We start from the raw sequence: 23,598 nt of genomic DNA, 5'->3' as shown, positions 1-23,598 counted from the left end.
ATGAACGTCGCATTGGTCAAACCCACCACGGAGCATGCGCCCGGCGAACTGTTCGCCGCGGCCCGCAGCCGCTTGCCCGGAACCGGCGCCGTTGCAGACGTACGGCAGAAGGCGTTCGACAACTTCGCCCGTCTTGGCCTGCCGCACCGGCGTATCGAGGAATGGAAATACACCGATCTGCGCGCATTGCTGCGTGAGGTTGCGCCGCTGGCCCCTGCGCCGGATCAGGCGGCGCTTGTGCGCGCCTCGAAGGCTGTGAAGTCGCTCGGCATCGACGGCACGCAGAAGCTTGTTCTGGTCGATGGCGTGTTTGCGCCACAACTGTCGGACACGGCGTCGCTCGAAGCCGGCGTCCAGGTCCGCGTCCTGCGCGAGATTCTCGAGGATACCAACAACAAGGCGCGCGCGGATCTGTTGCTGACCAATGTCGCGTCGGATGCGATGATTTCGCTGAACGCCGCGCTCGCGACGGACGGCGTTGTGATCGACGTGGCCGAAGGTATTGCGCTGGCAAAGCCGATCCATGTCGTTCACGTGGCCACGAATTCCGGAACGTCGCTTGTTACGCGCTCGTTCCTCAAGGTTGAGAAGAACGCGCGCGTCAGCTTCATCGAGAGCTTCGTAGCCGCTGAAGGCGCGAAAGCCTATCAGACCCACGACTCCGTTGTGATCTGGGTCGGCGACGGCGCGGAGCTTCAGCATGTTCGCCTGATGGAGGATGCGCTCGACGCGGCCAACATCACGACCGGTGTCTTCACGATCGGCGCGAAGGCTAAGCTCAATTCATTCAATCTGACCAACGGCGGCAATGTCAGCCGCTATCAGGGCTTCATCACGTTCGCGGGCGAGGGCAGTGAACTTGCCACCAATGGCGTCAACCTGCTCGGCAGCCGCCGTCACGGCGACACCACGCTGGTGGTCGATCATGCCGTGCCGCATTGCTCCAGCCGCGAGGTATTCCGCGCGGTGCTGGACGATCGCGCGCACTCTGTGTTTCAGGGCCGCATCATCGTGCGTCCGGACGCGCAGAAGACCGACGGCAAGATGATGACCCGCGCGCTGCTGCTGTCCGACGAAGCCGAAGCGGACAACAAGCCCGAGCTCGAGATTTTCGCGGACGATGTGACCTGCGGTCACGGCGCGACCACGGGCGCGCTCGATGAAAGCCTGCTGTTTTATCTGCGCGCGCGCGGTCTGCCCGAGAAGGAAGCGCAGTCGCTGCTGATTGCAGCCTTTGTCGGTGAAGCAATCGAATCGATCGCCGACGACAACCTTCGCGATTTCGCAGTCGCGGCCGCCGAGCGATGGCTGGCGACGCGAGGCTGATCATGCATCCCGCAGTCGCCAATGGCTCATATGATGTGGAGCGTGTTCGCCAGGACTTCCCGGCGCTCGCGCTAAAGGTCTACGGCAAGCCGCTCGTCTATCTCGACAACGCGGCATCCGCGCAGAAGCCGACCGCCGTGCTCGACCGCATGACGGAAGCCTACAAGTCCGAATACGCCAATGTGCATCGCGGCCTGCATTACCTCGCCAACGCGGCGACGGATGCCTATGAAGGCGGGCGCACCAAGGTTGCGCAGTTCCTCAATGCGAGGCGCAACGAAGAGATCATCTTCACGCGCAACGCCACCGAGGCGATCAACCTCGTGGCGTCGTCATGGGGCGAACCCAACATCAAGGCCGGCGACGAAATCGTGCTCTCGATCATGGAGCATCACTCGAACATCGTGCCGTGGCATTTCCTGCGCGAGCGCTACGGCGCAGTGATCAAATGGGCGCCGGTCGACGACGAAGGCAACTTCCTGATCGACGAATTCGAGAAGCTGCTGACGGCGAAGACCAAGCTTGTCGCCATCACGCAGATGTCCAACGCGCTCGGCACGCTCGTGCCGGTCAAGGACGTCGTGAAGCTCGCCCATGCACGCGGCATTCCGGTGCTGGTGGACGGCAGCCAGGCGGCCGTGCACCTGGCCGTCGATGTGCAGGACATCGATTGCGATTTCTACGTCTTCACCGGTCACAAGCTGTACGGCCCGACCGGCATCGGCGTGTTGTACGCCAAGTACGATCATCTGGTTGCGATGCGCCCCTACAACGGCGGCGGCGAAATGATCCGCGAGGTCGCGAAGGACTGGGTGACCTACGGCGAACCTCCGCACAAGTTCGAGGCCGGCACGCCGGCCATTGTCGAGTCGATCGGGCTCGGTGCCGCGATCGATTATGTGAATTCCATCGGCAAGGAACGTATCGCCGCGCACGAGCACGATCTTTTGACCTACGCGACCGACCGGCTGCGCGAGATCAATTCTGTGCGGATCATCGGCACTGCCAAGGGAAAGGGACCGGTCATCTCTTTCGAAATGAAAGGCGCGCACCCACATGATGTGGCGACGGTGATCGACCGGGGCGGCATTGCCGTGCGGGCGGGCACCCATTGCGTCATGCCGCTTCTGGAGCGATTCAACGTAACGGCGACGTGCCGTGCCTCATTCGGCATGTATAATACGCGCGCTGAGGTCGATCAGCTGGCGCAGGCGCTCATCAAGGCGCGGGAGCTATTTTCATGAACGACACCATTCAGACGGCTGAACCGGCTGCCTTGAAATTCGATACCCAGTCGGCGCTTCCTCCGGAGGAAACCGAACGGCTCGGAACCGACATCGTGGCCGCGCTAAAGACCGTGTTCGACCCGGAAATCCCGGCCGACATCTACGAGCTCGGCCTGATCTACAAGGTCGACATCAAGGACGACCGCTCGGTGGACGTGCAGATGACGTTGACCACGCCGAACTGCCCGGCCGCAGGCGAACTGCCGACCATGGTGGAGAATGCCGTGGCGAGCGTCGCTGGCGTCGGTCCGGTCAGTGTCAATGTGGTCTGGGAGCCGACCTGGACCCCTGACCGGATGTCGGATGAGGCGCGTCTCGTCCTCAACATGTGGTGATTTGAAGATCGTTATCGACTCGGCATGTAATCTGGATTGAAGGCGGCATTGAATCGCCGCGGGAAATGACCAAATGACTGCTATGACGCCAAACGCTCCGACACCTGCCGCCAAGCCGGCCGTTCGTCCCCGTCCGCAGGTCATGCGCCTGACGGACGCTGCGGCGTCGCGGGTGAAGGAGTTGTCCGAGCGCGCAGACTCCGAAATCGTCGGTCTTCGCGTCGGGATCAAGAACGGCGGCTGTGCCGGTCAATCTTACACCGTGGAATATGCCCACGAGGTCCGTCCGACCGACGAAGTGGTCGAGGACAAGGGCGTGAAGGTGCTGGTCGATCCGAAGGCTGTGCTGTTCCTGCTCGGCACCGAGATGGACTACAAGGCTGACAAGATGCAGGCGCAGTTCATCTTCAATAATCCAAATCAGATCAGCGCGTGCGGCTGCGGAGAGTCGGTTCAGCTCACGCCCGCCAAAATCGGCGGCTGACCGGTTCAGTCTGGCTCTTTAGTTCGCGTATTCTGATCGCAAAACCGGTTCCCATCCTCGGGTCGCGCCCGAGGACATGCTTTTGCGGAATACGCGAATGGACCGCGACTATCTCATCGACCTTTTCTCAGAATTTGGCCCCGTCGTTCTGCGCCGGATGTTCAGCGGCTACGGCATCGTCGCCGATGGCGTGAACTTCGCCATGGCGCTGCGCGCGGGTGTCATCTTCCGGGTCGATGAGATCACGATCCCTCGCTATGAAGCCGAGGGTGCAAAGCCATTTCAGTACGACACCAGAAACAAGACGGTCGTTGTGAAGTCCTATCGGCACCTGCCGGAACGGCTCTACGACGATCCGGAGGAACTGGCGGTCTGGGCCCGCGAGGCGGTGGGCGCGGCGAAGCGCGCCGCCGCCAAAAAGCCGGCCAGAAAACGGGCAGGCAAGCGCGACGCAGCCGAGACCAAATCTGGCGTAGCTAAACCTAAACTCGCCAAATCGAAGACGGTGAAAGCGGGCCGGACCGCTCAAAAGAAAACGGCCCCGAAAGTCCGGAGCCGCAAGAAGACCACGCGGAAGGTGAAGCGTCAGGCGACCTGAATGCGGTCGACCGGCGAGAATTCCGGATCGGCTTCACAAATGACACGGTTGCGGCCGTTGCGTTTCGCGGCATAAAGGCAGGCGTCCGCACGCTCGATCAGGCTGTCGCGGTCGTCTCCGGGCTGGAGCATCGACACGCCGACGGAAATGGTGACGCGGCCGAGAATTTCGCCCGTCGATTTCTTCTTTAGTTGCTTCGACATCACGGCCCGGCGGATGTTGTCGGCCACCGTCAGCGCCTGTCGGAGCGCCGTGTTCGGCAGCACCACGGCGAATTCCTCGCCGCCGTAACGCGCGGTGATGTCCTGGCCCTTGATCGTCTGCTTCAGCGACATCGCCACAAGGCGAAGCACCTGGTCGCCGGTGAGATGACCGTAGTTGTCGTTGAACGACTTGAAGTGATCGATATCGAGCATCAGCAAGGTCATAGGCTCGCCGGTCTCGGTGGCATGGGCGACAGCAGCGTCGATGGCGCGATCGAAAAACTTGCGATTGCCGAGCGAGGTGAGGGGATCGGTCAGGCTCTCGTTGCGGATCGTCTCGAGGCTTTGCTGGAGGCTGCTGATCTGCTGCTTCGACGTGGCGAGGCGCGCTTCCAGCGCCCTGTTGGTTTCCTGCATGTCCCGCGTCGAGGCCACAAGCGCTTCCACCACGGCCTTCACCTGCTCGCGATCCCCAGCATTGGACAGCTTCTGGGTGGCGCCTTCGAGGCTGCGCCCGAACGTCGATGTCATCCCGAGCGCGTCCGTGATGAGATTCATCACGTCGTCGATTTCGTTGATGACGCGCGTGCCGACGGTGTCGATGCGCTCTGTGGTCCGGTTCTGGGAAAGGTATGTTTCGTAGATCTGCTCGAGATCGGATTCCGCGAGTTTGCCGTTGCGCGCCAGCGTCTCGTTGATGATCTTGTTCAGCGCCGAGTTGTACCCGGTCGCATAGATGTACCAGATCTCGTAATTGCGAGGCACGGCAGTCTGACGCAAAGATCGGATCTGACCCAAAGCAACTTCAGCGAACGCCATGGTGCGTTCATGTTCTTCCAGCAGGCCGATCACGTTCCGTGCCCCTCGAGACAAGCTTCTGCCTGCCTAGTTCAGCAAAATGGCTAAATCAATGAGGAGACGTTAAGGGACGAGAATGAATGACCCGTAAACGAAACAATTCGCAGACGGGTCAATCGGTTGCGGGTTAACCGCGGGCGCGAACCGGGCGCAGCAGGAACGCCGGCAAATGCGAATGGTCTGCGGGCTCGGCATGCTGTTCGCGCGCAGCAGGCGGCGGCATGGCGCGTCCGATTGACGGAGCCTGCGCCGGTGCGGACTTTTCAGCCTGCGGCTTCCGGTCCGAGCCTTCCGGCTTACGGGACTTGTTGCGGCCACCGCGGGTCCGCTGGGAATCGCGGCGCGGTTTGCGATCCTCGGATGCGCGCTCGGCGTGCTGTTCGCGGGCAGGTGCCGATGGCGTCTCGCCATCTGCGACAACAGCGACGTCGGCACGGGCAATCGGTTGTCCGATCAGCTTCTCGATGGCGGCGACAGATTTCTGGTCCGCGGGACTGACGATCGAAATCGCCGTCCCAGAGCGGCCCGCCCGGCCGGTGCGGCCGATGCGATGGACGTAGTCGTCCGGATGATGGGGAACGTCGAAATTGAAGACGTGGCTCACTTCGGGAATGTCGAGGCCGCGGGCGGCGACATCGGAGGCCACCAGCAGGGGCAACTCACCCTTGCGGAATTGGTCGAGCGAAGCGGTGCGCGCGGATTGATCCATGTCTCCGTGCAGGGCGCCGACGCTGAAGCCATGCTTCTGCAGCGATTTGTAGAGGAGCGCGACCTCGCGCTTGCGGTTGCAGAAGATGATTGCGTTCTTGAGATCCTTGGCGTCGCGCAGCAACTGCCGGAGCATTTCGCGCTTCTCGTGCGGCTCGCGCCCAACGGCGACCTGTGACTGCGTCACGGTGACGGCTGTGGAGGCCGGCTTCGAGACTTCGATCTTGACGGGGTTATGAAGGAAAGTTTCGGTGATGCGCCGGATTTCGGTGGGCATCGTCGCCGTGAAGAACAGCGTCTGGCGTGTAAACGGAACGAGCTTGCAGATGCGTTCGATGTCGGGAATGAAGCCCATGTCGAGCATCCGGTCGGCTTCGTCGATCACCAGCAGTTCGACGCCGGTGAGAAGCAGGCCGCCGCGCTCGGTATGATCGAGCAGCCGTCCCGGTGTCGCGATCAGGACGTCGACGCCGCGCATCAACTTGGTATCCTGGTCGCCGAACGATACGCCGCCGATCAGCAGCGCGACGTTGAGTTTCTGGCCGGAGCCGTATTTATCGAAATTTTCCTTTACCTGTGCTGCGAGTTCGCGCGTTGGTTCAAGGATCAGGGTGCGCGGCATGCGCGCGCGGGCCCGGCCCTTTTCAAGCAGCGTCAGCATGGGAAGCACGAAGGCGGCGGTCTTGCCGGTGCCGGTCTGCGCGATGCCGAGAACATCCTTGCGGGCAAGGACGTGAGGAATTGCTTGTTCCTGAATGGGAGTAGGGGTGGTGTAGCCGGTGGCCGCAACAGCGGCGAGAACCTTGTCGGACAGGCCGAGATTGGAAAAGGACATTGAGCCTCGAGTCGAAATCGCCGTTCCGGACTCTGGAAAGTATCTGTCGCGCTCACCCCGGAACGGCACGCTTTAAGGGCACGGGGAGGACAAATTCGCCGACAGGCAGCTGACCAGGCAATCGCGTTTCGATTCTGGCCGCGTTGCAGCGGAACATAGGGCCGATCCTGCAAAAGTCAATGAATTTGAGGGTAAAACGCCGGAAAAACCTTAATACGACAATAAGTTGAAGGGCTTTTTGCCAATCAAAACAGCGGTCCCTGAACCGGCTTCTTGCGCCGGACGACTATGACATACTGGCTGCCGGAACCGGGTATTGGCGGCCCGAGGGGACAGGACGATGGCTATGCTTCGGATCGGGACATTTCTGCTCGGCCTCGCCGCGCTGACGGCGGCGCTGGCCGCACCCGCGTACGCGGAAAAGCGCGTGGCGCTCGTGATCGGCAACAACGACTATCGCAACGTGCCTCGGCTGCAAAAAGCCGTGAACGATGCGCGGACCATGAGCGACGCGCTGAAGCAACTCGGCTTCAAGGTGCTGTTCGCCGAAAACCAGACCCGCACGGCCTTCAGCGAAACCATGCTGGCCTTCGACAAGATCGTGGAGCCGGGCGACACGGCGTTTTTCTTCTTCGCCGGACATGGGTTCGAGATCAACGGCCAGAATTATCTGCTGCCGACCGACATCGCCGCGGTTACACAAGGTCAGGAGGAACTGATCCGCGACGGCGCATTCGCCGCCGAACGGGTGATCTCGCGGCTGCAGGCGCGCGGCGCACGGACGTCGATCTTCGTGTTCGATGCGTGCCGCAACAATCCTTTTGAGGCGACCGGAACGCGCGCTCTCGGTGGCAGCGGCGGCCTTGCGCCGATTTCACCGCCGGAAGGCGTGTTCGTGATCTTTTCCGCCGGCGCCAAACAGACCGCGCTCGATCGTTTGAACGACAACGATCCCAATCCCAATTCCGTATTCACTCGCAGCTTCGTGCGTGAGCTTGCGCAGCCCGGACTTAATCTGGTGCAGATCGCCAAGCGGACGCAGTCCGACGTTCGTCAGATGACGGCGGCGGCGAGCCGGATGCAGACGCCGGCCTATTACGATCAGATCGTCGGCGACTTTGTTCTGCGCCCGGCGAAGGAGGGCGACCGTGCGATCGCAGTCGAGCCACAGGTCCAGGTGGCTGCGCTGCCGGTGCAACCCACGCCTCCGATCGTCAGCGATTCCGGCAACGCGCCGATTGCGAGTTTCATGCGGCACAACGGCGGATGGTCGATCGCGTTCTCCATCGTCGATCCGACGCTGGCGATTTCGTGGCGCCTCGGCGAGAGCGGTGAGTTCAAGGAAACCGGATTCACGGATGCGCTCGATCCGCGGACGCGCCGGCGTATGCCGAATCCGTCGATCGAACTACCGAACGATGCGCCCGCTGCAACGATTCAGGTGCGTTATGTCGATCCGACCGGCCAGATGCAGGGGCCATTTCCGATCAGGTTCGATCCCGAGGCGGCGCTGATCGCAAGCCACCGCAAGCTGCTGGACATGACATCAAATAGCTGGCTGGCGTTCGGCGGCTACAGCGGGCCACTGGTCTATTATTCGCAAATTCTGTCGTATCGCTGCGCGGTCCGCGAAATGCGCATCGGTATCGACACGACGGTGCCGGACAAGGTGGTCAAGATTCCGCCGTGCAACCCGCGCGATCCATCGGCCATCCCGGAAAACGCGGCGTCCTATATGAAGATTCCGGCCTCGACCAAATCTGTTTCGGTCGAACTGACCTATCAGGACGGGAGTCTTTCGGAGATCAAGAACTTCCGGCGGTAGCTGTTGTTTCGGCTTGATCTATTCCGAAAACCGGATTCCGTTTTTCGGGATCATGTCCTATCCCTGCGTGGAATATCCGCCGTCCACCGGAATCGCGGTGCCGGTCACGAAATCGGATGCGGCTGACGACAGAAACACAGCCGTGCCGGCAAGATCGTCACCGGTGCCCCAGCGCTTCGCCGGCGTCCGTGTGAGGACATTGTCGTTCAAACCCGGAATTTGTTCGCGCGCGGCACGGGTGAGGTCGGTATTGATCCATCCGGGGAGGATGGCGTTTGCCTGAATGTTGTCGGCGGCCCATGACAGTGCGATTGATTTCGTGAACTGCACGATACCGCCTTTGCTTGCGGCATAGGCGGGAGCAAAGCTGGCGCCAAAAATCGACATCATCGAGCCGATGTTGATGATCTTGCCGCCGCCGATGGCTTTCATCGCCGGATAGACGGCTTTCGAGCAGATAAACGCACTCGTCAGGTTTGTATCGATCACGGTGTGCCAGTCGTCGAGGCTGAGCATGTGTGCGGGATGCCGGACACTCATGCCCGCGTTATTGATGAGAATGTCGATCCGGCCCATTTGCTTTAGCGTGGAATCGACCATGCTTTCTACCGAGGCTTTGTCGGTGACGTCGACGGCGACGGCGTGAGCCTTGGCGCCAAGTTGTTCGACCTCGCGGACAGCGTCTTTCGATTTTACTTCATTGCGACCGGCGATGACGACACTGGCGCCTGCGTGGGCCAGACCTCGTGCCATGCCGAGGCCGATACCGCCATTGCCGCCGGTGACGATGGCGACCTTGCCGGTGAGATCGAATAAGGATTTTTGCATGTTGTCTCCGCTGCGGTCGTCGCCGCTCGCGGAGATCAAATCACATCGATGCCGTGCCGCCTAGAGTCGTTCCGGCGTTACGTCTGGCGATGTGCAAGCACGATGGCAACCAGTCCGGCGAGGCTTAGCGCCGCGCCGTAATAGGCCCATTGAATCTGGCTGATCATGAAGCTGGATCGCGGCCAGCTAACGTAGCCGGTGCCCTGGCCGATCCAAAGCAACCCGATAACGAGTGCGAGGATGCCGATGGTAAGGAACGGAGTTCTCATGTGAGAACTACGCGCCAGCCGTGAATTGGTTTCAGGCGTGTCGCGTAGTTACACGTCCAGCATATCCTCGCTGGCGAATTCCGCCTTTTCGGAAATGAAAGCGAAGCGCGCCTCAGCCTTGGTGCCCATCAGGCGCTCGACGGAATCCGCGGTGCCGTCACGATCTTCCGTCGCCAGCACGACGCGCAGCATGGTGCGCTTCGACGGATCCATGGTGGTTTCCTTGAGCTGCGCCGGCATCATCTCGCCCAGACCTTTGAACCGGCCGATGTCGACCTTGGCGTTGGCGTGGAATTCCTTCTTCAGAAGCTCGTCGCGATGTGCTTCGTCGCGCGCGTAAACCGTCTTGGAGCCGTGCGTCAGGCGATAGAGCGGCGGCACGGCGAGATAGAGATGCCCTTCGTCGATTAATCGCGGCATCTGCCGGTAGAAGAACGTGATGAGGAGCGAGGCGATGTGTGCGCCGTCAACGTCCGCGTCGGTCATGATGATGATCCGCGAGTAGCGCAGATCTTCTTCGCGATAGTTTACCCCCGTTCCGGCTCCGATCGCCTGCATCAGGTCGGAGAGCTGCGCGTTGGCTGTCAGCTTGTCCTTGGTGGCGGAAGCGACGTTGAGGATTTTTCCGCGCAGAGGCAAAATCGCCTGCGTCTTGCGGTCGCGCGCCTGCTTGGCGCTGCCGCCTGCGGAGTCGCCTTCGACGATAAAGAGTTCCGACCCCTCGGTGGCACTGTTGGTGCAGTCGGCCAGCTTGCCCGGCAGCCGCAGTTTCTTGACGGCGGTCTTGCGCGACGTTTCCTTTTCGGCGCGGCGGCGCAGCCGTTCGTCCGAACGCTCGACCACGAATTCCAGTAGCTTGTTGGCTTGCAGCGGATTGCCGGTCAGCCAGTGATCGAACGGGTCCTTGATGGCCTGCTCGACGATTTTCTGCGCTTCGGCGGTGGCGAGACGGTCCTTGGTCTGGCCCTGGAATTCCGGTTCGCGCACGAATACGGACAGCATGGCGGCTGCGCCGACCATGACGTCCTCCGACGTGATCGAGCCCGCCTTCTTGCCCTGTCCAACGCGCTCGGCGTAATCCTTGAGGCCGCGCAGCAGCGCGCTGCGGAAACCTGCTTCATGGGTGCCGCCGTCCGGCGTAGGCACCGTGTTGGTGTAGGACGAGAGAAACCCGTCGGCATCCGCAGTCCAGGCCACCGCCCATTCGCAGGCGCCATGAGCGCCGTTGCGCCCCGACCTGCCTGAGAAAATATCCGGATGCACCAGCGTGTCGGCATGGATCGCCGCGCCGAGATAGTCCTTCAGACCGTCCGGGAAGTGGAAGGTATCTTCTGCGGGGACATCGTCGACGCCCTTGAGCAATTCCTTGTCGCAGCGCCAGCGGATTTCGACGCCGCCGAACAGATACGCCTTCGAGCGTGCCATCTTGAACAGGCGCTGCGGCTTGAATATCGCCTTCGCGCCGAAGATTTCAGTGTCCGGCTTGAAGCGAATGCTGGTGCCGCGGCGGTTGCTGATCTTGCCGAGTTCTTCGAGCTTGCCCTTCGGCTTGCCGCGCTCGAACGTCATCCGGTAGAGCTTCTGGTTGCGCGCGACCTCGACCACGAGCAGGGAGGAGAGGGCGTTCACCACCGAGACGCCGACGCCATGCAAGCCGCCCGAGGTCTCGTAGACCTTGGAGTCGAACTTTCCGCCGGCGTGCAGCGTGCACATGATGATTTCGAGAGCGGACTTCTTCGGAAATTTCGGATGCGGATCGACCGGGATGCCGCGGCCATTGTCCACGACCGTCAGATAGCCGTCCGCGCCGAGGTGGACCTCGATGAAAGTCGCGTGGCCGGCCAGTGCTTCGTCCATCGAGTTGTCGATGACTTCGGCGAACAGGTGATGCAGCGCCTTCTCGTCCGTGCCGCCGATGTACATGCCGGGGCGGCGGCGCACGGGCTCCAGACCCTCAAGCACCTCGATGTCACGCGCCGTATAGCCGGCTTCCGCCCCCGCAGGCCGGGCGGTGGATTTTGCCGCTGCGCGCGGCTTGGCCCCCGACGAAGCGAACAAATCGGAGTCTTTATCTTTATTCTTCAATGGCTTACGCATGGGCCTTAAATCTTGATAGAACGTGATCAGAGCGCGAATCGTTGGCTGTTACTATGCCACGGTTGCGGCGGTAAATGTGACGCAGGCGGTTCGCAGGCACGGCAGCCGGGGCCGTGGTATGCGGACCTTGGGGAACCGGCATTAAAATCAAAAGAGCCGGTATCGGGACATGGCATGACGTTTGAAGAAATGACTCGTACGGTCGCCGAGTTCGTGCGCGACCATCAGACATGGGCAGCGCCCGTTGTTTTCACCTTGGCGTTTGCCGAGTCGCTGGCCTTCCTCTCGCTCGTGATACCGGCGTGGGGCGCGCTGGTTTCCATCGGCGCGCTGATCGGTGTCAGCGGCATCAATTTCTGGCCGATCTGGTTCGCATGTGGACTGGGAGCCGCTTGCGGCGATTGGGTCTCCTACTGGATCGGCGTCAAGTTTCATGACCGGATCGCCCATATGTGGCCGATGTCGAGCTTCCCGGACATGCTTCCGCGCGCGGAAGCCTTCATGCGGAAATGGGGCGTGGTCGGCATTTTCATCGGCCGTTTTTCCGGACCGTTGCGCGCCACCGTTCCGCTGGTCGCAGGCATTGTCGAAATGCCTTACCTGCAATTCCAGATCGCGAATTTCAGTTCGGCCTTCCTCTGGGCCGCGGCTCTTCTCGCGCCCGGAATCATGGGCGTCAAAATGCTGATGTGACCGCCGCGTTTCAAACTTGTTGTGATCGGGAATTATGCCGCTTCCAACGGTGTTAACATGACGCGCTGTCATGCGCAGCACGATGCGAGTGATTTGCAACAAAGCGGTAGACAAACAGCCGCAACAATCGAGGTCCAGGATTGCGGACCTCACGTCCCGGGAGAACTGCAATGGATTTGACACGACGTCACGCACTGGCCGGCGCTGCCGCTCTTACGGCTGCTCCGCTGTTGCCTGCGCTTCCCGCAAAGGCCGCCGCGCCCGTTGCCGGCAAGCAGAATGCCAGCTTCTATCGCTACAAGATCGGCGACGCGGAAGTCACCGTGGTTTCCGATGGTGCAAATACATTTCCGCTCGGCGACACCTTCGTCCTCAATGCGAAGAAGGAGGAGGTCAATGCGGCGCTGGAGAAAGCTTTCCGTCCGCGCGACAAGGTCACCATCAATTTTGCGCCGCTGGTCATCAACACCGGCGGCAAGCTGGTGGTGATCGATACTGGCAACGGACCGGGCGCCTTCGCGTCGAGCAAGGGCGTGGTCGGCCAGTTCGCATCCAACATGGCGGCTGCGGGCATCGACCCCAAAACTGTCGATATGGTCGTGATCTCGCATTTCCATAGCGACCATGTGAACGGCCTGCTGACCGCCGACAATCAACTCGCTTTCCCGAACGCCGAGGTTCTGGTGCCGGCGACCGAGTGGAAATTCTGGATGGATGACGGCGAGATGAGCCGTGCGTCGGGTGACCGGATGACCGGCCTTTTCAAGAACAACCGCCGCGTCTTTGAAACTGCGCTGAAGAAGAAGGTTACGCCTTACGAGTGGGGCAAGGATGTCGCGCCGGGATTGCTGGCTGTGGAATCCATCGGTCATACGCCGGGTCACACGTCGTATGTCCTGTCGTCTGGCGACGACAAGGTCTTCATTCAATCCGACGTGACCAACAATCCCGATCTGTTTGTGCGTAATCCGGGCTGGCACCTGATGTACGACCAGGATCCGGTGCAGGCAGAGACGACGCGCCGCAAGGTGTTCGACATGATCTCGGCGGACAAGATGCGGGTGCAAGGCTTCCACTATCCGTTCCCGGGCCTCGCCAACCTCGAGAAGGACGGCACCGGCTATCGCTGGATTCCGGCGCAGTGGAATCCTTCGATCTGAGTTGACGGATCACGACTTGACGGGAACTGGGCGCGGACCTATATCCGCGCCCATGATTTTGAGCGCCACCATCACCGCTGCCCGCCGCCGCCGCATTTTCGCGGTATGGGCGGCTGATTGCGTTTGAAAATCACCCCCGTGCCGCCGGAGACAACCCGCGGCACACCTTGTTTCCCACACCACGCGGTTTGATCTCGGGCGGCTCCTCGCAGAAGCAGGAGTTTGCAATGTATGTTCCACCCGCCTTTCGAGTTGACCGCGCTACTTGCCTCGCGTTCGCTGCCGCGCGCGGGTTTGGACTCGCCTGCGCCCACGATGGGGACAAGCCGTTCGCGTCCCCCGTGCCCTTTCATATCGAGTATGGAAGTGACGGCACGCCGCTGCTGTGTTTTCATCTGGCACGCCATAATCCGCTGATCGCGCGCGCCGACGGCGTGACGCCCTGGCTGTTCGCGGTGAACGAGGCGGACGCCTATGTGTCGCCAGACTGGTATGTGTCGCCCGATCAGGTGCCGACATGGCTCTACCGGTCGGTGCATATGACGGGTGCTGTGAAGATCATGACAGGACAGCAACTGCCCGATCATCTCAATCAGGTCAGCGCCCGGTTCGAGAACGACCTTGCGCTGAAAAAGCCCTGGACGGCGGACAAGATGTCGCCCGGCCGGTTCGAGGCGATGATGAAGGGCATCGTGGGGCTGGTCATGACCGTCGAAGAGGTTGAGGGCAGCTTCAAGCTGAACCAGCATAAATCGGATGCGGACCATGTTGCGGTGACCCGCGCTTTGGCCTTACAGACATCGGCGGGCGCGGGCATCCTGTCGGCTGCGATGCGCGCCATGCGCCCGCAGGCCTTTGCAGCCATCGAAGGCAATGATGTTTTGAGTACCGCGCACGAAGGGACCGCGCCATGAGCACGAAGAAGAAAATCGGCATTCTCGGGGCCTCCGGTTACACCGGGGCGGAGCTTGTCCGGCTGCTGCTGCGCCATCCCCGCGTGGAGATTGCGCTGCTGACCGCCGACCGGCGCGCCGGGCAGATGATGGGCGACGTGTTTCCGCAGTTCGCGCCTTACGATCTGCCGCGCCTCGTGACCATCGACGAGGTCGACTGGGCGAAGGCGGGACTCGATCTGGTGTTCTGCGCGCTGCCGCACGCCACAACGCAGAAGGTGCTGAAGGATGTGCTGGCCAAGGCGCCGGGCATCAGGATCGTCGATCTGTCGGCGGACTTCCGGCTGGAAGATCCGGCCGCTTACGCGAAATGGTACGGCCACGAGCATCACGCGCTCGAATTGCAAAAGGAAGCCGTCTACGGGCTCGCTGAGATCTATCGGCGCGACATCAAGAAGGCGCGGCTGGTGGCCAATCCCGGCTGCTACACGACGTGCGCGCAACTGCCGCTGATCCCGCTGCTCAAGGCCAAGGCCATCGAGCCGGACGAAATCGTGATCGATGCCAAATCCGGCATGACGGGCGCGGGACGCTCGGCGAAGGAAGAGATGCTGTTCTCCGAAGTGTCCGAAGGCTTCAATGCCTATGGCGTTGGGCAGCACCGGCACATGGCCGAACTCGATCAGGAGTTCTCCAAGGCCGCGGGCAAGGAAGTCGTCGTCTCGTTCACGCCGCATCTCGTGCCGATGAACCGGGGCATCTTCTCGACCATCTATGTGCGGGGACGGCGGGGCAAGATCGCGCAGGACCTACATGACATCCTGGTGAAGCAGTACGAGAAGGAGCCGTTCGTTCACGTCCTGCCGTTCGGCAAGGTGCCGCAGTCGCGGCATGTGCGCGGCTCGAACATGACGTTCATCGGCGTGGCCGCCGATCGTATCGCAGGACGGGCGATTATCGTCTCGACCCTCGACAACCTCACCAAGGGCGCGTCGGGGCAGGCCGTGCAGAACATGAATCTGGTGCTGGGCCTGACCGAGACGATGGGCATCGATCAGCCGCCTATGTTTCCGTAAACGTAAAAACGGACCGACACGAAAAAAGGGACGGCGTGAGCCGTCCCTTTGCGTTTGGTCTTTGTCCGCGCGATCAGAGAATCTTGAAAATCGCCAGCGCCAGAACTGCCTGCGCGATGAACCCGACGGTGAAAGCGAGGGTGCGCAGGACTGGAACGCCGATCGTATAGACGATCAGATGCGCAACACGCGACCAGAAGTAAACAGCGCAAGCGAGCACTGTCCATTTCGACGAATAATCGACGGCGTTGAGGATCAGAACCAGCGGCGCGAAGATCACCAGGTTTTCGACCGCGTTGTCGTGAGCGAACATCAGGCGGTTGGCCCATTCGGCCTGCGGCTTGTCGTTCCGCGACGGGTTTGCCATCGCGCCGCCGAGGCCGCGGACCTGACAGCGATTGAGAACGTAAGGCACCCAGAGCAGGCCGGTGAAGATAACGGTCAGCGTCAGCCAGAACAGTTCACGTGTCATCGACGTTTTCCTTCCAATCTCGCAAGGCCCGCCGGGACGCGGGTGAAATGCTTCTACCGCTTCGCCGTTCAGCGCGCCGAGTCGGCTGCACGAACTCCTGCGAAGTCATAGACGATTGCCGATGCAAGGCCAATGTGGCGGCCATTGTTTTCTGTGAAGGGATGTCCCGAAGGCCGCAGCGGCCTTCGATGTGCCTTACGCGCGGACCCGAACGTAGCTCCCGGGAGCGTCTTCCAGCACGTCCAGCCCCCCGGTCCCCGGCACGCGCGCCGGAACCTGCTCGGCATCCACGGTTTCCAGCCAGGACCGCCAGTCCGGCCACCACGATCCCTTGGTCTCCTGCGCGTCCTTGAACCAGTCCGCGAGGCTGACGCCCTGAATGCGATCGTTGGTCCAGTACTGATATTTCCCGAGTTCCGGTGGATTGACCACGCCGGCGATATGACCTGATCCCGCGAGCACATACTTCACGGGGCCGCCGAAGAACTGCGAGCCGTAAAGAACGGATTCCGCCGGGGCGATGTGGTCTTCGCGGGTTGCGAGATTATAGACCGGCACCTTTACCTTCGAGAGATCGAGTTGGGTGTTGTCGATCACCATGGTCCCGGCCGACAGCCGGTTTTCGAGGTAGCAATTGCGCAGGTAATAGGAATGGTTCGCCGCCGGCATCCGGGTGGCGTCCGAATTCCAGTGCAGCAGATCGAACGCTGCCGGTTCTTTGCCCTTCAGATAGTTGCTGACCACATACGACCAGATCAGGTCGTTGGAGCGCAGCATGTTGAAGGCCATGGCCATCTTGGTGCCTTCGAGCACGCCCGCCTGTTTCATCTCGCGTTCGAGATTTGAGACCTGACCCTCGTCGACGAACACCAGCAGGTCGCCTGCATGGGTGAAATCGACCTGCGCCGCAAGGAACGTTGCGGACGTGACGCGGACGCGCCGCTTCTCGGCGAGCCATGCCAGCGTCGTCGCCAGCAGTGTGCCGCCGACGCAATAGCCCATGGTGTGAACGCGCATTTCGCCGGTGGCTTTTTCGATGACGTCCATCGCCGCCAGCGGACCCTCGCGCATGTAGTCGTCGAACGTCTTGTTTCCGAGTGACTTGTCGGGATTGACCCATGAGATCAGGAACACCGTGATGCCCTGATTGACGCACCACTGCACGAACGACTTCTGCCGGTTGAGGTCGAGGATGTAGAACTTGTTGATCCACGGCGGCACGATCAGCAGCGGCGTGCGCAGAACGGTTTCGGTCGTCGGCGTGTATTGAATGAGCTGCATCACCTCATTCTGGAAGATCACCTTGCCCGGCGTCAGCGCTACATCGCGGCCGATTTCGAGATCGCCCGCGGACTGGCGGATCTTGAGCGTGCCGTGTCCGGCCTCGATGTCTTCCGCGAGCATCTTCATGCCCCGCACAAGGTTGTCGCCGTTGCTCGACAGCGTCTGCCGCAGCACCTCCGGATTGGTCAGCACGAAATTGGATGGAGAAATCGCGTTCGTGACCTGCTGGACGTAGAACTCCGCCTTCTTGCGGGTATGCGCGTCGAGGCCTTCGGCGTTCTTGACGAGATCGTTCGCCAGTTGCGTGGTCAGAAGGTAGGCCTGCATCACGAAATCGAAAAACTGATTGCTCTTCCACTCCGCGTCCTGAAAGCGCTTGTCGCGGGGCGCGGGCTCGGCGACTGGCGCCGAGGCTTCACCCGACAGACGCTTCGCTGCGCTGTTGAGCAATTCAAGATAGGACTTGCCGATCTTCGTTTGGACTTCGGCGGCGCGCTGCTGGTCGGACAGCCAGTAGTTGGTCACCGACGTCAGCGTCTTGATCACCTCGGTGAACTCGCCGGGCTGTTCAGCGGTATCGCCATTCTGGCGCGGCTTGAGATAGGCGGAGAGGGCGCGGCCGCTGGACTCGAGCGTGCGTGCGAGGTTCGCGGAAAAGACTTCAGGGTCGAAACCTTTCGCAGGTCCGGTTTCTGCGGGATTGGTGTTCGGCAAAACGTCACTCATCGCTCAATACTAACCTTCGCTTCCGCGCGACCGTGTAGTCCGGCACTTCGCATGATCATCATGGCATAGTTCGGATGACGGTGCTGATTTGCATGTGCTGCGTTGCGGCATAATTAATACTTCGGTCACATTAGGGCCTCATGAACACTGTCTGTTTTGTGACGGTCTGACCGCGTTAACGCATCCGGCTGATCGTAAGTTCAGATCGCCGCACATTGATTGAGCAGGAATTGACTGAGCAGGAATCGTGCCGGTCTGCGTAGTGAGGGGACGTGAGTATTTACGTGCGTAGCAGCCCGGGTTTGGATCGGCGGTCACTGGGCTTGGTTGGCCTGATGATGCTTGGCCTCACGGTCGGAGGTTGCTCGATGCCGCTGGCCGATTTGCCGCTCGTCGGACTTCCCGCCAACACGCCGGCGAGGCCCGCGACCCCCGGCGCTTATCTTCCCGTGCACGACCTGCCGGCGCCGCGTCAGGAAACCACGCTCGATCCGACGCAGCAGGACAAGCTGGAGAAGGATTTGCTGGCCGCCCGCGACCGTCAGGCCTCCGGAGCCCAGGCGGCCCAGCGCCGCAGCAACTAGTCCTAAATCCGAACTTCGCCCTGTTTTTGCGCGCCAGCCCACTGAGATTTGCGCTTCGCCGCAACTGCCGGTTGGTGCTAAAAAGACCACGATTCAATCGCTAAAATGCGAATTCTTGCGCAGGCGACGCCGCATTGCGCCCGAATCCGCTTAATATGCTGAAATTCCGTACCTTCTCGCCGTACCGAATTCCACTTCGGTGCAAAACGCGTTACTGATCCTGCTGTTTAATTGCCGGTTTCACCGGTTCCCGGAGCCCGACCCATGGAAGAGTTTTACCGTATCCGCCGTCTGCCGCCTTACGTGTTCGAGCAAGTCAATCGGGCCAAGGCGGCCGCGCGGAACGCCGGGGCCGACATCATCGACCTGGGCATGGGCAATCCGGACCTTCCGACGCCGCCGCATGTTATCGAAAAGCTCAAGGAAACCCTCGGCAAGCCGCGGACCGACCGGTACTCGGCATCCAAAGGCATCGTGGGTCTGAGGCGGGCACAGGCTGCCTATTATGAGCGCCGCTTCGGCGTGAAGCTCAATCCGGAAACCCAGATCGTCGCCACGCTCGGCTCGAAGGAAGGCTTCGCCAACGTCGCGCAGGCGATCACGTCGCCCGGCGATGTCGTGCTGGTGCCGAACCCGAGTTATCCGATTCATGCCTTTGGCTTTCTGATGGCGGGAGGCGTCGTGCGTTCGGTGCCCGCCGAGCCGACGCCGGAGCTTTTCAGCGCGCTCGAGAAGGCGATCATTCACTCGATCCCCAAGCCGATTGCGATGATTGCATGCTATCCGTCCAATCCGACGGCTTATGTCGCGTCGCTCGATTTCTACCGGGATCTGGTCGCGTTCGCGAAGAAGCATGAAATCTTCATCCTGTCGGATTTGGCCTACGCCGAACTGTATTTCGACGGCGTGCCGCCGCCGTCGGTGCTTCAGGTGCCGGGCGCGATCGATGTCACCGTGGAATTCACCTCGATGTCGAAGACGTTTTCGATGGCCGGCTGGCGCATGGGATTTGCCGTCGGCAATGAGCGCATCATCGCGGCGCTGACGCGCGTGAAGTCCTATCTCGACTACGGCGCTTTCACACCGGTGCAGGTCGCCGCGACTGCGGCGCTGAACGGCCCGCAGGATTGCATCAAGGAGGTGCGCGACACCTACCGCAAGCGCCGCGATGCACTGGTGGAATCGTTTGGCCGTGCCGGCTGGGACATTCCGCCGCCGGCGGCTTCGATGTTTGCCTGGGCGCCGCTGCCGGAGAAGTTCCGCGACGTCGGCAGCATGCAGTTCGCCACGCTGATGGTTGAGAAGTCCGGCGTCGTCGTGTCGCCCGGTGTCGCCTTCGGCGAGCATGGCGAAGGCTATGTCCGCATCGCGATGGTGGAAAACGAGCAGCGAATTCGCCAGGCAGCCCGCAATATCCGGCGCTTCCTTGAAAGTGGCGTTGAATCGTTGCACAACGTGGTTCCGCTCGCCACCCGGCGATAATTTTCCGCAGGTTTCAGCATTATGGTCGCACCACTCAAAGTGGGTATTGCGGGTCTCGGCACCGTGGGTGCCGAGGTGGTCCGCCTGATCGAAAGTCAGGGCAGGGTCTTGTCCGCACGGTGCGGCCGCGGCGTGCGCGTTGTTGCCGTGTCCGCGCGCTCGAAGGTTAAAAAGCGCGGCCTTGATCTGCGCGGCCTCGAGTGGGCGAAGAATCCGCTGGCGCTGGCCAACGATCCGAAGATCGATTGCTTTGTCGAATTGATGGGTGGTTCGGGCGAGCCCGCTTTGTCGGCCATCGAAGCCGCCCTCAAGAACGGCAAATCGGTGGTCACGGCAAACAAGGCGCTGATCGCCAAGCATGGTTCGCGGCTTGGCATGTTGGCCGAAAAGCATGGCGGGGCGCTGAACTATGAGGCCGCGGTCGGCGCCGCCATTCCTGTCATCAAGACGTTGCGTGAGGGCCTCGCAGGCACCAGCATCAATCGCGTCTATGGTATTCTGAACGGCACCTGCAATTACATCCTCACGCGCATGGAGCGCGAGGGATTGTCGTTCGACGAGTGTCTGAAGGATGCGCAGCGGCTCGGCTATGCCGAGGCCAATCCATCGTTCGACGTTGATGGGCACGACACCGCGCAGAAGCTCGCTATCCTCGCAAGCCTTGCGTTCGGCACCAAGGTGAACCAGAGCGCGGTCTACGTCGAAGGCATTTCATCGATTGCGCCGGAAGATCTGCGTGCCGCCGAAGAGCTTGGCTATCGCGTCAAGCTGCTCGGCGTTGCGGTGAAAACCGAATCCGGCATCGAGCAGCGCGTGCATCCGACCATGGTGCCGCGTTCATCCTCCATCGCGCAGGTGATGGATGTCACCAACGCGGTCACCATTGACGGTGAGGGCATTCCGCCGATCACGCTGGTCGGTCCCGGCGCGGGCGGCGCGGCCACGGCATCGGCGGTGCTTGCCGACATCGCGGACGTTGCGCGCGGCATCCGCGCGCTGCCGTTCGGGCGGCCGATTGCGAAACTCAAGACAACCACCAAGGCGCCGATGAAGCGCCATGAGGGCGGATACTACATTCGCCTGATGGCGCGGGACCTCGCCGGCACCGCCGCGACCATCGCGACGCGGCTCGCCGAGCAGAAGATTTCCATTGAATCGATCGTGCAGCGTCATCCTGATGGCGCGGTTGATGTGTTGAATGCCCGTGGCAAGGCGGCCCCGGTGCCGGTCATTCTCATCACTTACGCGACCAGTGAGGATGCCGTGCGCCGCGCTTTGCAGGCCGTCCAGCAAGATCGGGTGATAACCGGCCGTCCGCAGGTCATCCGGATTGAAAAGAACTGATAGGGTCCGGTCGACCGGGTCCACTGATATGCTCGTTGTTTGGGAGTTAGCCTATGTCCGTTACGATTTCCGTTCCGCCACAGCTGTTGCTGGAACGCATTCTCACCCTCGAAATCGTTCGCGTGACCGAGCGTGCCGCAGTCTCCGCCGCGCGTCTGCGCGGCCATGGCAACGAGAAGGCCGCCGACCAGGCCGCGGTGGACGCCATGCGGCGCGAACTCAACAAGATTCCAATTCAGGGCACGGTGGTGATCGGCGAGGGCGAGCGCGACGAAGCGCCGATGCTCTTCATCGGCGAAAAGGTCGGTGCTGAGGGCGGCCCCGAAGTCGACATCGCTGTCGATCCGCTCGAGGGCACGACGCTGTGCGCGAAGAACATGCCTGGCGCAATTGCGACCATGGCGATGGCGGAAGGCGGCACGCTTCTGAACGCGCCTGACTCCTACATGCAGAAAATTGCGATCGGTCCGGGCTACGCTAAAAACGTGATCGACATCGATGCGCCGCCTGCGGACAACATTCGCCGTCTCGCGCGCGCCAAGGACGTTCATCCGTCGGCGATTACGGCGCTTGTGCTCGACCGTCCGCGTCATGCCGACATCATCAACGCCATTCGCAGCACGGGCGCTGCGGTGCGCCTCATCACCGACGGCGACGTCGCGGGCATTATCCACACCGCCGACCCGGAAAACACCGGTGTCGATATCTACATCGGCACCGGCGGCGCGCCGGAAGGCGTTCTCGCAGCCGCGGCGCTCCGTTGTATCGGCGGACAAATGCAGTGCCGCCTGATCCTCGACACCGACGAGCGGCGTGAACGCGCGCTGAAGATGGGTATCAAGGACCCGAACATGATTTATGGCATTGAGGATCTGGCCAAGGGCGACTGCCTGTTCGCGGCAACCGGCGTGACCGACGGTTCGCTGCTGTCCGGCGTCAAGTTCCGCAAGAATGTCATCGAGACGGAGACCGTTGTGATGCGGTCCGTCACCGGTACGGTTCGCTACATCAAGGGCGAGCATCGCCAGTTCGAGAAATTCCACCTCGATTGATCAGGGATTACCCATGACCGAGCGCGTTGTCATCCGGCCGCTTCGCGAGGATGAGCGCGCGGCGTGGGAGCCGCTATGGGCCGGTTATCTGAAATTCTACAAGGCGTCGGTTCCGGCTGCGACTACCAACGTTACATGGCAGCGCTTTCACGATGACGCAGAGCCAATGTACGTGCTGGGTGCGTATGTGGACGGCACGCTGACCGGCATTGTGCATTTCCTTTATCATCGCTCCTGCTGGACCACCGGCGACTATTGCTACCTGCAGGATCTGTTCGTGAACGAAGGCGCGCGGGGACACGGCGTCGGCCGCAAGCTGATCGAGGCCGTCTACGAGAAGGCGAGGGCCGCGGGCGCGAGTCGTGTGCATTGGCTGACCCAGTTCGAGAATGCGCGCGCAGATTCTCTACGATGAAGTTGCGGACCGCTCCGGCTTCATGCAGTACCGCAAGATTTTATGAGGCTTCGATGTCGGATGTGAAGGCGCTGCTGTTCGACGTATTCGGCACCGTGGTCGACTGGCGGACCAGCCTGATCGATAACTTCACCGCATGGGGCAAGGCGAAGGGTATCAAGGGCGACTGGACCGCGCTGGTCGACGGCTGGCGCGCCGCGTACATGCCTTCGATGGACGAGGTTCGCAAGCATCCCGAGCGTGGCTTCGTCATCCTCGATGACTTGCAGCGCCGGTCCATTGAGCCGCTCGCGGCCAAGCTCGGAATCACAGGTCTTACCGCGAAAGATTATGACTATCTCACGCGCGGCTGGCATAGCCTTCGTCCGTGGCCGGACAGCGTCGGCGGTCTGACGCGTCTCAAAACGAAGTTCATCATCGGGCCGCTGTCCAACGGCAATGTGGCGTTGCTGACCAACATGGCGAAGTTCGCTGGCCTGCCGTGGGACCTTGTGCTGAGCGCCGAGGTGTTCGGCCACTACAAGCCCGATAAAGAAGCTTATCTGGGGGCTGCGAAGATTCTCAGCCTCAAACCCGATGAAGTCATGCTGGTCGCCGCGCATAACAGCGATCTCGCCGCTGCGCAGAGCTTTGGTCTGAAGACCGCATTCGTGCCGCGCGTGACGGAGTATGGCCCGTTCCAGAATCGTGACTTCAAGGCCGATGGAAACTGGGATTTTGTCGTGAAGGACTTCAACGACCTGGCTGACAAACTGGGCTGCTGAT

General features: G+C 61.4%; 22 protein-coding genes and 1 pseudogene. 16 read left to right on the top strand and 7 right to left on the bottom strand.

The features are described from left to right. The 5 genes from sufD to AC1RKJ_RS02520 all read left to right on the top strand — a co-directional run bounded on the left by sufD (position 1) and on the right by AC1RKJ_RS02520 (position 4,029). Positions 1-1,326 (top strand): Fe-S cluster assembly protein SufD, encoded by a 1,326-nt coding sequence (gene sufD / locus AC1RKJ_RS02540; protein ID WP_492789330.1) that lies wholly within the window; start codon positions 1-3, stop codon positions 1,324-1,326. Further along, positions 1,323-2,570: a cysteine desulfurase gene (locus AC1RKJ_RS02535; RefSeq protein WP_492792623.1), complete on the top strand. Its 1,248-nt coding sequence runs from the start codon at positions 1,323-1,325 to the stop codon at positions 2,568-2,570. Before sufD ends, AC1RKJ_RS02535 begins: the two co-directional genes overlap by 4 nt. Then, a complete protein-coding gene (locus AC1RKJ_RS02530; protein WP_492789329.1) occupies positions 2,567-2,947 on the top strand; it encodes an SUF system Fe-S cluster assembly protein in 381 nt (126 codons plus the stop codon). The genes AC1RKJ_RS02535 and AC1RKJ_RS02530 overlap by 4 nt, the downstream gene beginning before the upstream one ends. 73 nt (positions 2,948-3,020) lie before the next feature. Next, on the top strand, positions 3,021-3,431 hold the full coding sequence (locus AC1RKJ_RS02525) for a HesB/IscA family protein (protein WP_492789328.1): 411 nt from the start codon (positions 3,021-3,023) through the stop codon (positions 3,429-3,431). Positions 3,432-3,528: 97 nt separating this feature from the next. Then, positions 3,529-4,029, top strand: coding sequence for a TfoX/Sxy family protein (locus tag AC1RKJ_RS02520; protein WP_492789327.1), 501 nt, complete (start codon positions 3,529-3,531; stop codon positions 4,027-4,029). On the opposite strand, the gene AC1RKJ_RS02515 is transcribed toward AC1RKJ_RS02520, so the two are convergent. Then, positions 4,017-5,084: a GGDEF domain-containing protein gene (locus AC1RKJ_RS02515; protein WP_492789326.1), complete on the bottom strand. Its 1,068-nt coding sequence runs from the start codon at positions 5,082-5,084 to the stop codon at positions 4,017-4,019. The genes AC1RKJ_RS02520 and AC1RKJ_RS02515 overlap by 13 nt on opposite strands. 133 nt (positions 5,085-5,217) lie before the next feature. Continuing rightward, on the bottom strand, positions 5,218-6,633 hold the full coding sequence (locus tag AC1RKJ_RS02510) for a DEAD/DEAH box helicase (protein WP_492789325.1): 1,416 nt from the start codon (positions 6,631-6,633) through the stop codon (positions 5,218-5,220). Positions 6,634-6,973: 340 nt separating this feature from the next. On the opposite strand from AC1RKJ_RS02510, the gene AC1RKJ_RS02505 reads away from it, so the two are divergent. Continuing rightward, positions 6,974-8,458, top strand: coding sequence for a caspase family protein (locus AC1RKJ_RS02505; protein WP_492789324.1), 1,485 nt, complete (start codon positions 6,974-6,976; stop codon positions 8,456-8,458). Positions 8,459-8,515: 57 nt separating this feature from the next. Here the strand turns inward: AC1RKJ_RS02505 and AC1RKJ_RS02500 are convergent, their stop codons facing one another. The 3 genes from AC1RKJ_RS02500 to parE all read right to left on the bottom strand — a co-directional run bounded on the left by AC1RKJ_RS02500 (position 8,516) and on the right by parE (position 11,652). Beyond that, positions 8,516-9,286, bottom strand: a complete 771-nt coding sequence (locus tag AC1RKJ_RS02500; protein ID WP_492789323.1) for an SDR family NAD(P)-dependent oxidoreductase — start codon at positions 9,284-9,286, stop codon at positions 8,516-8,518. Positions 9,287-9,363: 77 nt separating this feature from the next. Beyond that, entirely contained in the window at positions 9,364-9,555 is a 192-nt protein-coding gene (locus AC1RKJ_RS02495; RefSeq protein ID WP_492789322.1) for a hypothetical protein, read from the bottom strand. Positions 9,556-9,603: 48 nt separating this feature from the next. Further along, entirely contained in the window at positions 9,604-11,652 is a 2,049-nt protein-coding gene (gene parE / locus AC1RKJ_RS02490) for a DNA topoisomerase IV subunit B (RefSeq protein ID WP_492789321.1), read from the bottom strand. A 174-nt stretch (positions 11,653-11,826) separates the two neighbouring features. Here parE and AC1RKJ_RS02485 point away from each other — a divergent pair, with 174 nt between their 5' ends. The 4 genes from AC1RKJ_RS02485 (at position 11,827) to argC (ending at position 15,474) form a co-directional block, all read left to right on the top strand. Then, positions 11,827-12,345, top strand: coding sequence for a DedA family protein (locus AC1RKJ_RS02485; protein WP_492789320.1), 519 nt, complete (start codon positions 11,827-11,829; stop codon positions 12,343-12,345). Between the two features lie 170 nt (positions 12,346-12,515). Continuing rightward, the gene (locus AC1RKJ_RS02480) at positions 12,516-13,505 is read left to right on the top strand and encodes an MBL fold metallo-hydrolase (RefSeq protein ID WP_492789319.1); all 990 of its coding nucleotides are present in this window, start codon (positions 12,516-12,518) and stop codon (positions 13,503-13,505) included. 227 nt (positions 13,506-13,732) lie between these two features. Continuing rightward, positions 13,733-14,419: an FMN-binding negative transcriptional regulator gene (locus AC1RKJ_RS02475; protein WP_492789318.1), complete on the top strand. Its 687-nt coding sequence runs from the start codon at positions 13,733-13,735 to the stop codon at positions 14,417-14,419. Further along, positions 14,416-15,474 (top strand): N-acetyl-gamma-glutamyl-phosphate reductase, encoded by a 1,059-nt coding sequence (argC, locus tag AC1RKJ_RS02470; RefSeq protein WP_492789317.1) that lies wholly within the window; start codon positions 14,416-14,418, stop codon positions 15,472-15,474. Before AC1RKJ_RS02475 ends, argC begins: the two co-directional genes overlap by 4 nt. Before the next feature lie 73 nt (positions 15,475-15,547). Here argC and AC1RKJ_RS02465 read toward each other — a convergent pair whose 3' ends face one another. Together AC1RKJ_RS02465 and AC1RKJ_RS02460 are read right to left on the bottom strand one after the other, a co-directional pair. Then, a complete protein-coding gene (locus AC1RKJ_RS02465; protein WP_492789316.1) occupies positions 15,548-15,946 on the bottom strand; it encodes an MAPEG family protein in 399 nt (132 codons plus the stop codon). A gap of 195 nt (positions 15,947-16,141) precedes the next feature. After that, positions 16,142-17,956: a PHA/PHB synthase family protein gene (locus AC1RKJ_RS02460; protein WP_492789315.1), complete on the bottom strand. Its 1,815-nt coding sequence runs from the start codon at positions 17,954-17,956 to the stop codon at positions 16,142-16,144. Positions 17,957-18,291: 335 nt separating this feature from the next. Here AC1RKJ_RS02460 and AC1RKJ_RS02455 point away from each other — a divergent pair, with 335 nt between their 5' ends. From AC1RKJ_RS02455 to AC1RKJ_RS02430, 6 genes and pseudogenes are all read left to right on the top strand, one after another. Then, entirely contained in the window at positions 18,292-18,540 is a 249-nt protein-coding gene (locus AC1RKJ_RS02455) for a hypothetical protein (protein WP_492789314.1), read from the top strand. 264 nt (positions 18,541-18,804) lie between these two features. Further along, positions 18,805-20,022 carry an LL-diaminopimelate aminotransferase gene (locus AC1RKJ_RS02450; RefSeq protein ID WP_492789313.1) on the top strand — a complete coding sequence of 406 codons (1,218 nt, stop codon included), beginning with the start codon at positions 18,805-18,807 and terminating at the stop codon, positions 20,020-20,022. Between the two features lie 21 nt (positions 20,023-20,043). Then, on the top strand, positions 20,044-21,366 hold the full coding sequence (locus tag AC1RKJ_RS02445; protein ID WP_492789312.1) for a homoserine dehydrogenase: 1,323 nt from the start codon (positions 20,044-20,046) through the stop codon (positions 21,364-21,366). A 53-nt stretch (positions 21,367-21,419) separates the two neighbouring features. Then, positions 21,420-22,418: a class II fructose-bisphosphatase gene (gene glpX / locus AC1RKJ_RS02440; RefSeq protein WP_492789311.1), complete on the top strand. Its 999-nt coding sequence runs from the start codon at positions 21,420-21,422 to the stop codon at positions 22,416-22,418. Between the two features lie 13 nt (positions 22,419-22,431). Next, positions 22,432-22,879, top strand: a pseudogene (locus AC1RKJ_RS02435) (GNAT family N-acetyltransferase). Between the two features lie 7 nt (positions 22,880-22,886). Further along, positions 22,887-23,597 carry a haloacid dehalogenase type II gene (locus AC1RKJ_RS02430; RefSeq protein ID WP_492789310.1) on the top strand — a complete coding sequence of 237 codons (711 nt, stop codon included), beginning with the start codon at positions 22,887-22,889 and terminating at the stop codon, positions 23,595-23,597. Position 23,598 lies beyond the last annotated feature (1 nt).

The sequence above is a fragment of the Afipia sp. GW822-FHT04G07 genome, assembly GCF_058800765.1.
The sequence above is the reverse complement of the archived record's forward strand: the minus strand, read 5'-3'. Positions and strand labels throughout refer to the sequence as shown.